Annotated in this window: 12 protein-coding genes; 8 read left to right on the forward strand and 4 right to left on the reverse strand. The window is 70.8% G+C overall.

Annotation, left to right across the window (positions count from 1 at the left end; all coding sequences use genetic code 11):
- Positions 1-31: 31 nt before the first annotated feature.
- The 3 genes from PV734_RS19585 to PV734_RS19595 are packed head-to-tail and all read right to left on the reverse strand — an operon-like array spanning position 32 to position 5,159.
- Positions 32-1,741 carry an acyl-CoA dehydrogenase gene (locus PV734_RS19585; protein ID WP_319290580.1) on the reverse strand — a complete coding sequence of 570 codons (1,710 nt, stop codon included), beginning with the start codon at positions 1,739-1,741 and terminating at the stop codon, positions 32-34.
- Complete coding sequence (locus tag PV734_RS19590) at positions 1,738-3,408, reverse strand: acyl-CoA dehydrogenase (protein WP_319290582.1); 1,671 nt, start codon at positions 3,406-3,408, stop codon at positions 1,738-1,740. Before PV734_RS19590 ends, PV734_RS19585 begins: the two co-directional genes overlap by 4 nt.
- Positions 3,405-5,159, reverse strand: coding sequence for a fatty acyl-AMP ligase (locus PV734_RS19595; RefSeq protein ID WP_319290584.1), 1,755 nt, complete (start codon positions 5,157-5,159; stop codon positions 3,405-3,407). Before PV734_RS19595 ends, PV734_RS19590 begins: the two co-directional genes overlap by 4 nt.
- 139 nt (positions 5,160-5,298) lie before the next feature.
- Between PV734_RS19595 and PV734_RS19600 the strand changes: the two genes are divergently transcribed.
- The 8 genes from PV734_RS19600 (at position 5,299) to PV734_RS19635 (ending at position 13,225) form a co-directional block, all read left to right on the forward strand.
- Positions 5,299-6,261, forward strand: a complete 963-nt coding sequence (locus PV734_RS19600) for an ATP-binding cassette domain-containing protein (protein ID WP_415924231.1) — start codon at positions 5,299-5,301, stop codon at positions 6,259-6,261.
- Complete coding sequence (locus tag PV734_RS19605; RefSeq protein ID WP_319097484.1) at positions 6,258-7,157, forward strand: ABC transporter permease; 900 nt, start codon at positions 6,258-6,260, stop codon at positions 7,155-7,157. The genes PV734_RS19600 and PV734_RS19605 overlap by 4 nt, the downstream gene beginning before the upstream one ends.
- Positions 7,158-7,212: 55 nt before the next feature.
- Positions 7,213-8,352, forward strand: a complete 1,140-nt coding sequence (locus PV734_RS19610) for an LLM class F420-dependent oxidoreductase (protein ID WP_319290878.1) — start codon at positions 7,213-7,215, stop codon at positions 8,350-8,352.
- Complete coding sequence (locus PV734_RS19615) at positions 8,339-9,052, forward strand: thioesterase II family protein (RefSeq protein WP_319290586.1); 714 nt, start codon at positions 8,339-8,341, stop codon at positions 9,050-9,052. Before PV734_RS19610 ends, PV734_RS19615 begins: the two co-directional genes overlap by 14 nt.
- A 62-nt stretch (positions 9,053-9,114) precedes the next feature.
- A complete protein-coding gene (locus tag PV734_RS19620; RefSeq protein ID WP_319290588.1) occupies positions 9,115-9,939 on the forward strand; it encodes an SDR family oxidoreductase in 825 nt (274 codons plus the stop codon).
- Between the two features lie 135 nt (positions 9,940-10,074).
- Positions 10,075-12,660: a non-ribosomal peptide synthetase gene (locus PV734_RS19625; RefSeq protein ID WP_319290590.1), complete on the forward strand. Its 2,586-nt coding sequence runs from the start codon at positions 10,075-10,077 to the stop codon at positions 12,658-12,660.
- Between the two features lie 29 nt (positions 12,661-12,689).
- A complete protein-coding gene (locus PV734_RS19630; RefSeq protein WP_319290592.1) occupies positions 12,690-12,950 on the forward strand; it encodes a hypothetical protein in 261 nt (86 codons plus the stop codon).
- Positions 12,947-13,225, forward strand: coding sequence for an ATP-binding cassette domain-containing protein (locus tag PV734_RS19635; RefSeq protein ID WP_319290594.1), 279 nt, complete (start codon positions 12,947-12,949; stop codon positions 13,223-13,225). The genes PV734_RS19630 and PV734_RS19635 overlap by 4 nt, the downstream gene beginning before the upstream one ends.
- Here PV734_RS19635 and PV734_RS19640 read toward each other — a convergent pair.
- Complete coding sequence (locus tag PV734_RS19640) at positions 13,180-15,120, reverse strand: RICIN domain-containing protein (protein WP_319290596.1); 1,941 nt, start codon at positions 15,118-15,120, stop codon at positions 13,180-13,182. The genes PV734_RS19635 and PV734_RS19640 overlap by 46 nt on opposite strands.
- Positions 15,121-15,434 lie beyond the last annotated feature (314 nt).

A 15,434-nucleotide genomic window follows, 5' to 3' on the forward strand; every position in this document is an offset into this window, starting at 1 on the left:
GGGGCCATCGGGTGGTGGCGACGGCCGGTTCTCAGACGGCGAGCGGTCTCCCGGTCAGACCGAAGGAACGACCGGTGTCCTGGCGGTCCAGGAGTTCGGCGAAGAGCGCCTCCTCGACCTGGTCGGGCAGGGGGCCCGGCCGGTGCGGGCCAGGTGCCGAGCGCCACAGTGCCGCGCGCAGCCAGGCGGGGCCGGCCAGGAAGCTCTCGGGCGGAGCGTGCCGCCACACCTGTGTACAGGCGGTGCGTGACAGGAGGCGTACATACCGGGTGACCATGCCGTAGTGCTCGGGGCGGGCGTCGACGCCGAGGTCCACCGGCGACAACCCCTCGCAGGCGGCGGCCAGTTCGGCCAGTTCGGCGTGGTCGTCCCGGAGTGTCGCGCGCAGGTCGTCGTGCTCGGGTGCCCAGGACGCGTCGGCCAGGGCGGCCAGGGAGCCCATGACCGGGTCGCGGCCCGCCGCGTGCAGGGCCAGCCGGTCGTACGGCAGGGGCGGCAGCGGCCGTGCGAGCGCGAACAGGTCGGCCGGCGCCTCGGTGCCGGGGCGGGCCCAGGTGCGGCGGGCCAGCAGGGGCAGTTGGGGCAGCAGGCTCATCTGGCAGGCGGCGCGCGCGATGTGCCCGAAGCCGACGGGAGCGAGGTCACGCAGCAGCTTCTGGAACAGCGCGGTGGGTCCCTCGCGGAGATAGAAGTGCGCGCCGAGGAGTTCCGCGAGCCGGTCCATGGCCGACAGCAGCAGCCGGGACAGCTCGAACTTGACCGCGGAGGCGTACACGCTCGCCGAGCCGGGCACCACATGCAGCGCACGGGCGCCGACCGCGCCGAGCGCCTCGGCACGCAGCAGGTCGGCGAAGACACCGGCCAGCACGGAGCGGACGTGCGGGAGCGCGGTGGCCGGGCTTCCGTAGAGGCGACGCCGTGTCAGGTGGTCCACGGCGATGCGCAGTCCGGTGTCGAGGATGCCGCTGGCCATCGCGGGCAGGACCGTGCGGGTGATCTGGAGGGCCTTCAGCGCGGTCTCCAGGCCGGAGCCGACCGGGCCGAGCACCGCGGAGGCGGGCACCGGCAGTTCGTCGAAGGCCAGGCCGCCGAGCTGTACTCCCCGCATGCCGACGGTACCGAAGCGCGGCAGGTCGGTCAGGCGGGCGGGATCGGTGTTCGCGCGGTCGACGAGGACCAGGGAGTGGCCGCGCGGACCGGGCCGGGGATCGGTGCGGGCGAGGACGACCATGGCGTCGGCGCGTGCGATGTTGGTGACGACCTCCTTGCGGCCGCTCAGCCGCAGGCCGTCGGGGGCGGCGGTGGCGGCGAACTCCGTGCCCGCCATGTCGTTGCCGTGGGCCAGCTCGTGGAAGGCGATGGCGATACGCCGGCCGGCCAGGAGCAGACGGGCGGCATGCCCGGTCTGCTGTTCGTCGCCGGCGGTCCACAGGGTGACTCCGGCGATGAGCGAACTGGCGCCGTAGCCGAGGCCGAGCGCCGGGTCGCGTCGGTAGAGCGTGCGCATGACCTCGGCGAGATGGTCGGCCCGCTCCAGCCTGCCACCCAGCGCGGGCGGTACGAACTCGGCGTTCAGCCCGTAGGAGTGCAGCAGCGTCTCTCCGGCGGTGAGCGTCTCCGCCTGCTCGTCGGCGGCGAGGATCGCGGTCGCACCGGTGGGACTGTCCGGATCGGACAGTCTGCCGAGCAGGTGCTCCAGCTCGTCGGCGCGCTTGGGTGCGAGGCCGGACTCGGCTGTCATGCGGCACCTTCCCACAGGGTGAACTCCGGTGCGGGCGTGGCGAGTACGACGTCGGCCAGGTCGTCGAACACGTCGTTGTCGTCCTCGCCGAGCAGGGCGGTCAGGCAGGCCCGCAGCCACAGGCCGTCGGAGCCGAGCCGTCCCGTGCGCAGCGGCGGGTTGTGCAGCCACAGCAGTACACAGGCGGCGGCCGCGTAGGCGCGTTCGTAGCGTTCGGCGAGGTGGAAGGCGGTGCTGGCCAGTCCGCCCGTCATCGGTACGAAGGTGGCCGACTCCCTCTCCAGCAGGGCGAGGTCGGTGAGCAGGCGGGCGATGAGCGGGCCCGCCTGCGGCGGTCCTTCCGCCTCCATGCGCGCCGCCGCGTTCGTCAGTGCCTGTACGGCGCTGCATCCCGTGACGGATCGCAGCGTCAGCCGGTCGCGGTCGAACCGAGGGAGCGGCGCGGTGAGGTCGGCGGCGGCTCGCAGGCCTTCGGCGTCGAAGCGGCCGCGGCTCAACTGACGTGCCAGGCGCGGCAGCTGGCTGAGAAGGGCCGCACGGTTGACGACCGTGCTGCCGTCGAAGATCGAACAGATGCGGTGGTCGCGTTCGAGTTTGGCGAAGCCGTCGCCGGGCGGCGAGGTGAGGAAGCCGCGTACGCCCAGCAGTTCGCCGAGCGAGCCGAGCGTCTCCTGGGTCAGCGTGGGGACGTACGCCTTGGTGATGGCCGAGATCGCGCTCAGTTCACCGGGCAGGGTGTGCACCGAGCGGGCGGCGAGCGCGCTCACCGCTTCGGCGGTCAGCGTGGCTGCGGCTGCCCGGCCGAGGATGCGCCGTACGTGCGGAACGGCGGCGAGGCGGCGGCCGTACAGTTCGCGTCCGGTGACGAAGTCGCGGGCCAGCCGCAGGGCGTGGTCGGCGGCGCCGAGGGAGAGTGCCGTGCAGGCGACGCGGGTGAGCTGGAGCGTTCTGAGCACCACGGCGATCCCGTCGCCCTCTTCGCCGACGAGGGCGCCGGGGGGCACCGGGGCGTCGTCTAGGGCGAAGCCGCTGATGTCGGCGCCGCGGATGCCGTGCGTGCGGACCTTGGGCAGGTTGTGCCAGGCGCCTTCGGGCAGCCGGCGCTTGTCCACGAGGAAGAGGCTGAAGCCGCGTCCGCCGCCGGCCGGGTCGGTGCGGGCCAGGACACAGGCGAGGGTGGAGCGGGTGGCGTTGTTGATGAGCCACTTCTCGCCGGTGAGCCGCCAGCCCGGACCCACCGCACCCGTGTCCGTGCCCGCGTCGGTCTCGGCCACCGCCGCGAACTCGCTCGCGAGCAGGTCGGCGCCGTGGTCGCGCTCGGTCAGTCCCCAGCAGACGGCCTCGCCGCCGCGCACCCGCTCGGCGAGCCGGGCGGCCTGGTCGGGGGTGCCGGCCACCCATACCGGGGCCGCCCCCAGGAACGTCTTGCCGTGCGCGACGGCCACCGTCAGATCACGGCGGGCGACCGTGCGCAGCATTCGGAGCGTCTCGCTGAAGTCGCCGTCCGGGGACAGGACGTAGTGGGCGGACATCCCCGCGTCGTCGAGGAGGCGGACAGCGCTGTCGGGAAACTCCTCCAGGGCGTCGAGTGCGCCGAGTGCGTCGGGCGAGAAGGCGTCGCTCTCGTGGGCGGCGAGCAGGACCTCCAGGGCGGCCGTGGTGGTCATCGCGCGCTCACCCGCCGGTGTTCGGTCAGGGCCGCGGTGAGCAGGCGGTCCTCGCCGAGGTGCAGGGTGTCCAGTTCTCCGGAGAGGTAGAGGCCGCGCATCGCCGAGCGTTGCACCTTGCCGCTCGTGGTCCGCCGGACGCCGCCGGGCCGCACCAGCGCGACCGCCGCGACGGGTACGCCGAACTCCCGGGCCACGGTCTGCTTCATGTCGACGGCGATCTCGCTCAGCCGTTCGGCGCCCCAGTGGGCGCGGATCTCGTGCACGGCGACGACGGCGGGAGTGGTGTCCGGCCCGTCGTCGTTCCCGACCATGAAGACGGCCCCGTGCAGGCCCTCCAACTCCTCGTGTCCGGAACGCAGTTCGTACTCGATGTCCGCAGGGTGCAGATTGCGCCCGTGCAGGACGAGAACGTCCTTGCGGCGGCCGGTGATGTAGACGTCACCGTCGAGCAGGCCGCCGAGGTCACCCGTACGCAGGAACGGACCGCGTCCGTCACGGGTGTACGCCCGGAACGTGGCATCGGTGGCGTCCTCGTTCTCCCAGTAACCCGCGGCGACGCAGGGGCCGGCGAGCCAGATCTCGCCGAGCCCGCCCTCGGGCTGGGCCTCCCCGGTGTCGGGATCGACGATCAGGACGTCGGAGCCGGTCGGCGCCCCGCATCCGACGAGCGTGCGGGACGGCCGCGCACCGTCGACCGGTCGCAGCACACGGCTCTCCAGCGCGGAGGCGTCGACGGCGGTACGCAGGGGTGCCCGCCCGATGGTGGCTGAGGTCATCAGAGTCGCCTCGGCCAGGCCGTACACGGGGATGAGCGCGTCGGGCCGCAGCCCTGCGGCGGCGAACCTCTCGGTGAAGGCGGCGACCACGTCGGCGCGGACCGGTTCCGAGCCGTCGGCGGCCTTGACCCGGGACAGGTCGAGCGTGGCGAGCTGCTCGTCGGTGACCCGCCGGACACACAGTTCGTAGCCGAAGTCGGGCGCGGCGGTGAATCCGACGTCACAGGCTTCCAGCATCCGCAGCCAGTGGTACGGGCGGCGCAGGAAGGACATGGGGTCCATCTGGACGTACCCGTTGCCGGACAGGAGGCCGGGCAGCATCAGGCCGATCAGCCCCATGTCGTGGTACAGGGGGATCCAGCCACCGTACGTCGTGCCACTGTCGTTGCCGAACGTGTCCACCATCCGCTCGACGTTGGCGACCAGGTTGCCGTGGGTGACCATGACGCCCTTGGGGTCGCCGGTCGATCCCGAGGTGTACTGGAGCAGCGCCAGGGTTTCCGGCGACACCTCGGGAGCGGTCCAGGCGTCCGGGTCTCCGTCACCGGCGTCGATGGCGTGGCAGACCACCCCGACGATGCCCTCCTCGGCGATCCACTTCTCCACGTCCGCCAGATCGCTCTGCTGCGTGAGGACGACATTCACCCTCGCGTCGCGGGCGATGGCGGCGAGTCTGCGGCGCTCGTGCCGGTAACGGCCCGGCAGGGGGGAGGGCACCGCGATGACGCCGGCGTAGACACAGGCGGAGAAGGCGGTGGTGAACTCGATTCCCGGGGAGTGGACGAGCAACGCCCGGTCTCCCGCGGAGAATCGTTGCTGGAGCCAGGAGGCAATGCGCCGGGAATGTAGATCCAGTTCCCCGCGGTCGCGCACCGCACATCTGAGATCGGTGAATTCGGAGACGAATGTTACCGCAGGCTGCCGCGGATTGCGCGCTGCCCGCTCCCTCAGATTCGTGAGTAATTCTCGCACAGTAGAAAACTTACGTGATCATGGTTTACGATCCGGTAGCGAAATCTCTACGCATCGGCAAATTAATACCATCGAACATACAAGTGGTCTTTAGCATTCCATGATCGACTTCGGTCAACGGTGAGCGTAGAACGGACTTGTGCCTACCCCCACCACGTCCGCCGTCGCCGTCTACGGCCTGCACAAGCACTTTCAGGACAGCCCTGCGTTAAGCGGCATCGACCTGGAGGTGAAAACAGGTGAGGTCATGGGCCTCCTGGGTCCGAACGGAGCCGGTAAAACCACTCTGGTAAAGATTCTTACCACCCTCCTAAAGCCGGATTCCGGACACGCTTTCGTGAATGGCTGGAACGTGACAAAGGCACCGGAAAAGGTGCGCTCCACGATCGGAATGGCTGGCCAGTATTCGACGGTCGACAGCTTACTTACGGGCTTCGAAAACCTTTTCCTCCTCGCGAAACTGCGTGGTCTGGGCCGCTCTGCGGCCCGCCGCGTCGCCGACGACCTGCTGTCCCGGTTCCGGCTCACCGACGTCGCGGGGCGCCGAGCCGGCACCTACTCGGGCGGGATGCGGCGACGGCTGGATCTGGCCGCCGCCCTCGTCTGTTCCCCTCCCCTGGTCCTCCTGGACGAGCCCACCACCGGCCTCGACCCCGAGAGCAGGTTCGACACCTGGGAGGCGGTCGGTGAGCTGGTCGCCGGCGGCACCACGATCCTGCTGACGACCCAGTACCTGGAGGAGGCGGACCGTCTCGCCGACCGGATCACCGTGATCGACCGGGGCCGGGTGGTGGCGGAGGGCACCAGCGACGAACTGAAGGCAGCCGCCGGAGACCGGCTCGTCCTGTGTGTCGCCGAAGACCACCAGCTCGACGCGGCGGCACGCGCCGCCGCACGGGCCACCGGCGCGCCCCCGACGGTGGACCGCCGTGCCCGGCGCGTCGAGGCGGCCACCACCGACGGCCGGGCAGCACTGGGCCGCGCCCTCACCGCGCTGGCGGACGAAGAGGTCGACGTACTGGAGATCGGACTCGGCCGCTGCACCCTCGACGACGTGTTCCTCGGCCTGACCGGCCGCGCGCGGCATGAGGCGACACGATGACCGCGCCCACCGACGTCCACAGGACCGGCACCCCGCACCGGGACGCACCCGCCACCGGCGGCCTTGCCTCACCCGCGGACGTGACCCGGGCCCGGCGCACTCCGGTGCTCCGTGTCGTCGCGGAGAGCACGGACCTTGCCCTGCGCAACCTGCTGCACCTGCGGCGCACTCCGGGACTGCTCATCTCCTGCCTGGTCGAGCCGGTCGTGTACGCCCTGCTCATCGGGTACATCTTCGGCAACAGCCTGGGCGGCACGGCCTACCGCTCGTACATGTTCGCCGGGCTGATCGCCCAGACCGTGGCCTTCACCACCACCTTCACCACGGTCGGGCTCTCCCGGGACCTGGACCAGGGCATGGTCGACCGCTTCCGTACGCTGCCGATCTCCCGCGTGGCCCTGCTGCTCGGCCGGACGGCCTCCGACCTCACGACCTGCGTGGCCAGCCTCGCCGTCACCACCACCTGCGGTCTGCTGATGGGCTGGCGCACACACACCGGCCCCGTCCAGGTGGCCGCCGGCATCCTGCTGGTGCTGCTGTTCTCCTTCGCGATGTCGTGGATCGGCGTCTTCGTCGCCCTCGTATCGCCGAACTCCCAGGTGGCCGGGAGCCTCGGAGTGATCTGGCTGTTCCCGGCCACGTTCATCTCCTCCGGGTTCGTCTCCGGAGCGACCCTCCCCGGCCCACTGTCCACGGTGGCCGCCTGGAACCCCATCACCTCGCTCGCGAACGCCCTGCGCGAGCTCTTCGGCAACCCGCCCCCGCCGGGCTTCTCCGTCCAGCACGGCTGGCCCGCACTTCACCCGGAGTTGTACACCGTGGGCTGCTCGGTGCTGATCATCGCCGTCTTCACCTCCCTCTCGACATGGCGCCACCACACCCGCACCAGCCGCTGACAGCGGGCACGCCCGAGCCGGCGCCCGCCAAGGAGTACCCATGAACGTTCCCACCCTGCGTCTCGGCCTCAACCTCGGCTACTGGGTCGGCGGCAACGACGCGTCCAACATCTCGCTCGCCTCCCTGGCCGAGGAACTCGGCTACTCGGCGGTGTGGGTCTCGGAGGCCTACGGGTCCGACGCCGTGACCGTGCTGTCCTGGATCGCCGCCCGCACCTCCCGCATCGACGTCGGCAGCGCGGTCCTGCAGATCCCCGCCCGCTCGCCCGCCATGACGGCGATGACCGCCGCCACCCTCGACACCCTGTCAGGCGGACGGTTCAGGCTCGGCCTCGGCGTGTCCGGCCCGCAGGTCTCGGAGGGCTGGCACGGCGTCAGATTCGGCTCACCGCTGGGCCGTACCCGCGAATACGTCAGCCTGGTGCGCCGCGCCCTGCGCCGGGAACCTCTGGAGTACGAGGGCAGGCACTTCACGCTCCCGCTGCCGGACGGCCCCGGCAAGGCGCTCACCCTGACGATCCGGCCGCCCCGCGAGCACCTCCCTGTCTACCTCGCCGCCCTCGGCCCGAAGAACCTGGAACTGGCCGGGGAGATCGCCGACGGCTGGCTGCCGGTGTTCTTCTCACCAGCCCACGCCGCCAAGCAGCTCGAGCCCCTGCGGGCCGGCCTCACCAAGTCCCGGCGCACCCTCGACGGGTTCGACATCGCCCCCTGCGTCCCGCTGGTGACCGGCGCCGACTGGCGGGCCTGTGCCCGCCGGGTACGGGGGTACGCCGCGCTGTACCTCGGTGGCATGGGCGGCCGGGACGACAACCACTACACCCAGCTGGCCGAGCGCATGGGCTTCGGTTCCCAGGCCCGTACCGTCCAGGACAGGTTCCTGGACGGTGACTTCCCGGGCGCCATGGCCGCCGTACCGCTCGAGTTTCTCGACGCCACCTCGCTGCTCGGCCCGCGGGAACGGATCGCCGAGCGGATGACGGCGTTCGCCGAGGCGGGCGCCACCACGCTCAACCTGATGCCGGTCGGCCCCGGGCTGCCCGGACCGGACCGCGCCGCCGACGCGATGCGCGTCGCCGCCGAGGCCGCGGCACTCGCGGGCCTGCTCGCCCCCGGTCCCACCCCCTGCCCCAGCCCACTCCCCCATTCCGCACACGACTCACAAGGAGACACCCACACTCATGACCACCTCTGACACGACCAAGCTGGTCTGCCTCCCGTACGCCGGAGCGGGCGCGTCGTTCTACCGCCCCTGGACGGCCCTCGCCGGGGACGCGCTGGAGATCGTGGCGCTGCAACTGCCCGGCCGGGAAAGGCTGATCGACGAGGAGCCCTACCGTGACGTACAGACGGCCGCGGACGGACTCCTGGCCCAGCTGCGGGAACGCCTCAGTGACGGCGACGATCACCGCGTCGCCCTGTTCGGGCACAGCCTCGGCGCCGTGCTCGCCTACGAACTCGCCCACCGGCTGCACGCCGAACCCGACATCGAGCTCGTTCACCTGTTCGTCAGCGGATCCCCCGAACCCTCAAGCGGACGCGAACAGCACGCCACCGGCCTCTCCGACGAGGACTTCCTCGCCCGCGTCGGCGAGTTCGCGGGTTATCACCACCCCGCGCTCGACGACCCGGAGATGCGCGCCATGATCCTCCCCACCCTGCGCGCGGACGTCGAGATGCACGAGGCCTACACGCCCGGCACCGACGAGCCGTTGGAGGCGCCGCTCACCGTCCTGCGGGGCGAGGACGACGACCTGGTCGACTACGACGAGGCCGATGCCTGGAGCAAGGCGGCCGGCCAGGACTTCGAGCATGTCGAGTTTCCCGGCGGCCACATGTACCTGGCCGACTCCTCCTCCTCGCTGGTCCGCCTGATCGTCTCGTCGGTGCTGTAGCCGCGCCTCCCCTCCCGTCCCCTCCTCAGCAGGGCACTCACGACTCTCCCAAGGAGCATCCGATGCGTTTGCACGGCAAGTCGGTCCTCGTCACCGGCGCCGCCCGCGGCCTGGGCCGGGCCACCGCGGTCGCCTGCGCGGCCGAGGGCGCCGACCTCACGCTGCTCGACATCTGCGCCGACCTGCCCGGCGTGCCCTACCCGCTGGGCACGCCGAGCCAGTTGGAGCACACCGCCGACCTGTGCCGCGAGGCGGGCGCCGCCGTCCTCACCGCGGCGGCCGACATCCGCGACCTGCTCGCCGTACGGGAGGCCGTGGCGCGGGCCGAGGACCGGTTCGGCCGCATCGACGTCGCCGTCAACAACGCGGGCATCGCCGCGCCCTCCGGCAAGCCGGTGCACGAGATCGACGAGGACGAGTGGTCCCTGATGATCGACGTGGACCTCTCCGGAGCCTGGCGGGTCATCCGTGAGGTCGGCAAGGCGATGAGCGCCCGGCGCGCCGGCAGCATCGTGAACGTCGCCTCCACGGCCGGACTCGTCGGCTACCGGCACTTCGCCGGCTACGTCGCCGCCAAACACGCCGTCGTCGGCCTCACCAAGGCCGCCGCCCTCGACTACGCGCCGACCAAGGTACGCGTGAACGCCGTCTGCCCGGGATCGGTGCGCGACGACGCGCAGGCCGAGGGCCGGATGCTCGCCGAGATCGCCCGCGCGCTGGAGGTGTCCGTCGACGAGCACGAGAGGACCTTCGTCGAGGCGCAGCCCATGAACGCGCTGATCGAACCCGAGGACGTCGCCGCCGCGATCGTCTTCCTGGCCTCCGACGAGTCCAGGCAGATCACCGGCTCGGTCCTCACTGTGGACGGCGGCTTCAGCATCCGCTGAGCGGTACGCACGCCGTTGCGGCCCCTCCGGACAACCTGAAACACCTCTGAACGCCTCTCAACACCCCCTGAACAACAAGGAGTACCCCTCGTGCCAGGCCCTCTCCTTTCTGCGGCGCGCTGCCATGCGGTACGCGTGCGTTCGGACCGTTCCCCGAACACGGCGACCCCTGCGGGGCTGTGGACGGAGGACGTACCCGTACCGGCGGCGGACGCGCTCGCCGAGCGGCGCCGCGCCGTCGAACTCGCCCGCCCCGCCTCCGGACCGCGCAGGGTCCTGCTGCGCTACGCCGACGGCCCGTGCGACCTGATCGTGGTGGCCCCACGCGACCAGTGGGACCGCACGGCCCTCGCACATATAGCGGCCGGCGAGTCTGTCGACTCCGGCGATACGCCCACCCGCCGCCCGGTCCCCGGGGGACCCGCACTCGCTCCCGCCCCCGCATGGGGGCTCGGCCACGACGGCCCCACCGTCCCTCACCTCGTCTCCCTGGACGAAGGGGGCGACGAGACGAGCTGGCTCGTGGCCCTCGCCGTCACGCTGCGCCGCTACGACCCCGAGTCCGCGCCGGTCATCGGCACGGACCACGGCTCCCTCGCCGTACGGGAAGCCCCCACACTGGGTCAGCTCAAGCCCACCGCCGCCGACGGGCCCGCGCTCGTCGGCCTGCTCTTCGACGAGGCGGAGCTGCCCGGCGCGTACGTGCCCTGCCTGGCGGCGCCGTTCCCGCTCACCCTCTCCGTCTTCCGGGACTCCGGTGGCCTGCGGCTGCGCTGCGACCATCTGGGCAGCCACTTCTCCCCGGAGATCGCCGCGCAGTTCGTACGGCACCTCGTCCACGTGCACGGGCAGGTCCTGCATGCCCCGCAGACCCCGGTCGACGCCGTCGAGCTCCTCGACGAGGCCGAACGTGCCCGCACCGCAGCGCTCGGCCGGCCGACGCGCACCCTGGTGACCGAGGAGGTGAGCATCCCCGAGGCGGTCGCCCGCGCGGCTGCCGCGACACCCGACGACATCGCCGTGACCGACGGGGCGGCGGGCCTGACCTATCGCGAACTCGACGAGCGGGCCGAGCTGTTGGCCCGCGGCATGCGGGCCCGTGGAGTCGTCGGAGGCGACCGGGTGGGTGTCTGCCTGGAGCGCTCGGCCGAACTCGTCGTCACCCTGCTCGCCGTGCTGAAGACCGGCGCGACCTACGTCCCCGTCGACCCCGCCTACCCGAAGGACCGGATCGCCCACACAGCACAGGACGCCGAGCTGGGCGTGGTTGTCACCCGGCTGCCGGAGTTCCCGCCAGTGCCGGGCTGTGTGGCGCTGACCCCGGACGAGCTGCTGGACTCCGCGCCTTCGGGGACGGACGACACGGCCCTCCCGTTCCCCTCCCCGGACACCGCCGCCTACGTCATCTACACCTCCGGCTCCACCGGCCGACCCAAGGGTGTCGTCGTACCGCACAGCAATGTGATCGCCCTGATCGACGCGACCCGCGTCGAGTACGGGTTCGGCGCCAAGGACGTGTGGACCTGGTTCCACTCCAGCGCCTTCGACCTGTCGGTGTGGGAGATCTGGGGCTGCCTCGTGACCGGCGGGCGGCTGGTCATGGTGCCGTACTTCGTCTCCCGCGAACCCGACCGCTTCCGCGACCTGCTCGTCGCCGAGAAGGTCACCGTGCTCAGCCAGACCCCGTCGGCCTTCGCCCAGCTCCTGGGCGTCGACCACAGTGACGTGTCCGTCCGGCTCGTCGTCTTCGGCGGTGAGCCCCTGGACGCGCGGATGCTGCTGCCCTGGTTCGACCGGCATCCCGAGTCGGCCTGCCGCATGGTGAACATGTTCGGCATCACGGAAACCACCGTCCACGTCACCGAACAGACCGTCACCCGGAAACTGGCCCTGGCCGCCACCCGCTCCGTCGGCCCCGCCCTGCCCGGCTGGCACCTGTACGTGACGGACCCGGCCGGGCGCCTGCTGCCACCCGGCGTGGCCGGCGAGATCTGCGTCGGCGGCGCCGGAGTCGCGCTGGGCTACCTCGGCCGGCCGGACCTGACCGCCCAGCGGTTCGTACCGGACCCGTTCACCGGCGGCACCATGTACCGCAGTGGCGACCTGGGACGCCTGCGCCCCGACGGCTGTCTCGAACACCTCGGGCGCATCGACAGCCAGGTGAAGATCCGCGGCTTCCGCATCGAGCTCGACGAGATCCGCTCGGTCCTGCTGGAGGACCCGGACGTGCGGACGGCGGCCGTCGTCGTGCGCCGCGCCGATCCGGCCGACGCCGCCACGGCCAGGATCGACGCGTACGTGGTCCTGTCGGCCGGGGGCGACCCGGGCACCGTCCGCAAGCGGGCCGCGGGCATCCTGCCCGACTACATGCTCCCCGCCACCGTCACCTCCCTCGACACGCTCCCGCTGACGGCCAACGGCAAGCTCGACGCGGCAAAGCTCCCCGCACCCGCGGTGCCCCGGTCGTCGGCCCAGGACACCATGCCCGTCACGGGCGACGCCGAGCTCACCGAGCGGCTGCGGGAGATCTGGAGCGAGGTGCTCGGCGTGCCGGTCGGCCTGGACGACGACTTCTTCGACCTGGGAGGCAACTCCCTGTTCGCCGTCCGCATAGGCGCGGCCCTGCGCGCGCGGGGCCTGCCGTCGCTGCGGCTGAAGGAGCTGTACCGCCGCCCGACCATCCGGGAAACCGTCAGCGGCCTCACGGCCCCGGGCAACTGACACCCACACCGCAGGGCGCGGAGGCGGTAGTGCGCCCGCCGCCTCCGACCCGGACCGAGCGGACGACCGTCCGCGGTCGATGTCACCTGCACACCGGCCCGAACGGAAGGGCCGGACTCTCCGGCTTCACCCTCCCGGACGGCTGGAAGAGCGCGTTCCGCACCGACCTGGTGTTCGCGGCGGTCGCCCTGACGGCGCCACTGAGCATCGCCCTGTTCTGGGCGACGTACCTGCTCCGACGGCTCGTTCCGCCCAGGGAACGGGCCCTGGCGAAGGAGGGCCGGTCGTGAGCCTCGAAGCACGTGGCGCGAGAAGGGCGTTCGGGTCGCTCGAAGTACCGCGCGACATCGAACTGACCGTGGAGCCGGGCGAGTTAGCGGCCCTCATCGGCCCGAGCGGCAGCGGCAAGAGCGCCCTCTTCGATGAGGGTGCCCCCGCGTCCGTCGCCTCGGGCAAGGTCGCGTACATGGCTCCACCGACGACGGTCGTCGGTGAAGGCGCCGACTGTTGCCGCGGTTGTCAGAGGGCGATGATCTGCCACTGCTGCTCGAGTGCGCGGGTGTAGGTGAGCTGGTTGATGTTGGCCCCGTCAGCGGTCGAGCCCGAGTCGACGTTGAGCGACAGCCCGCTGAACCGGTTGGTGAGGTAGTAGTAGCCGTCACCGGTGGGCGTAACCGCCCAGTGCTGCTGGGGAACGTTGCTGTCCGCATAGATGGAGACGTTTCCGCCGTCCACCCGCGAGAGTCCGGCCACCTCCATCAGCTTGCCGCTGTTCACGTTCTTGATCTCGTAGTAGCCGTCACCGGTGGAGGCGAAGGTCCACTTCTGGGCGGTGTTGTTCAGCCACGGCCACTGCTGGATGTTGGTGCCGTTGGCGGTGCCGAAGTCGAACACGTCGACGACCTCGCCGCTCTTGCGGTTGACGATGCGGTAGACCGTGCCGTCGCCCGGGAGGACACTCGACACCAGGGCCGGCTTGGCGGTCCGGCCGCCGATGTGAAGGCCGCCGATGTTGGCGTAGCCGCCGGTGGCCGCGTTGGCCTGGATGCGTACGAATCCCACGTTCCGGGCGGGCCATTCGGCCACCTTGGTGGCGCGGTCTCCGGCCCAGGCGCCGGTGGCGACCTGAGTGAAGTTCGTTCCGTCGGTGCTCGTGGAGATGGTGTACGAGGTGATGTCGCCGTCGGTGGTGTTGCTGCGGTTCCACTGCTTGGGCAGGTACTCCAGGGTGGAGACGTTGCTCCACACCCCGCCGAGGTCGATCGTGATCGAGTGGGGCAGGGCCGGGGACAGTCCCCAGGTCGACCAGCAGGTCTCGTAGCCCCTGTCGCTCAGCCCGTCGATGGCGTTGAGCGGTCCCTCGCCGGTGTGGAAGCCGGTCGCGTAGGCACTGACGGGTGTGACGGGGTGCTCGGCGCGGAGGAGTTGGGTGGGCAGCGGCGGCCGGGAGGTGTTGGGGCTCCATACCGCCCCGACTTCGGCGAGCCGGTTGACGATGTTGGTGTCCAGCCTGCCGTTGCGGTTGGGCGGGCAGTTGAGGATGAACGAGGTGTACTTCGGTTCCAGGTCCGCCAGGTGGGACAGGATCGCGTCCTTGCCCATCAGGCCCTCGGTCGGCGTGGACGGATGCCAGAACCAGCCGTTGCTGATCGTCTGCCCCTGCGTGGCGGCGTAGGTGTTTCCGGTCGGCGCCGAGACACCCAGCGGCTCCTCGAAGTAGATCGCGTCACCGAGGAACGGCACCGACAGCGCACCGTGGTCGATCATGACGATGTCCGGCTGGAGCGACTTCACGTGCTCGCGGATCCGCTGGTAGGAGACGGCCCGCTGGCCCATCTGCCACGCGTAACCATCCGTTATGAACATGTCGATGGTGCCGTAGTTGGTGAGCAGTTCGGTGATCTGGCCGAGGATGAAGGTCATGTCGCCGGGCTGGATGGCATCCGTGGTGTCGAGCCCGGACACCTTGTGCCGGCTCTCCCACGCCTCGACGCCGAAGGTGCGGTCCCATATCGAGTAGTAGAGTCCGACCTTCAGTCCCTTGGCTCGGAAGGCGTCGCAGTACGCCTTCACCACGTCCTGCTTGTAGGAGCTGTTGGCGACGTTCTGGGTGCCGTAGGCGCTCGGCCACAGGGCGAAGCCGTCGTGGTGCTTGGTCGTCAGGATGCCGTAGCTCATCTTCGCCGCCGCCGCGGCGTCCGCCCACTGGGCACAGTCAACGGCCGTGGGGGCGAACAGAGCGGGGTTCTGGTTCGGCTCTGCCCACTCCTCGTTGGTGAACGTGCCCAGGTTGAAGTGGTTGAACATGCCGAACCGCATGTTGACCAGCTTCTCCAGGTTGGTCTGCAGCTCGGCGGCTGCCGCCTGGGACACCAGGCTCGAGAAGGCAGGGACGACGGGCAGTGCCGTGGCGGCGGCAGCCCCCAGGAAAGTACGGCGGGACGGTCTTCCTGACGACATGGGTGTTCTCCCGGTTGGGCGTGGCTCTCCAGGCGGGCTCCGAAGCGCCGGATGTTACGCATGAAGGTCAGTCACGTAACTGCCCCGTGTCAACAGTTGAGAGGATGAAAGTACGTATACGCAGAGCAGAATAGGCGCTTTGATCCCCTCAAGTGGCCTTTCATTTGCCGCAGACATTCCATGTTCCGCAGATGGCTGAGAGCGACCCATGAAGCGTTGCAGCGGTTTCCAGGAGGAGCGCGTCTGGCAGCCGCGGCGCCATCCGCGCCCCCGCTGTCCCCTGACGTACGTCCGTCAACCACGGCGGGGCCACA

Origin of the sequence: Streptomyces sp. AK08-02, from assembly GCF_033795085.1 — a bacterium.
Lineage (GTDB): Bacteria > Actinomycetota > Actinomycetes > Streptomycetales > Streptomycetaceae > Streptomyces > Streptomyces echiniscabiei.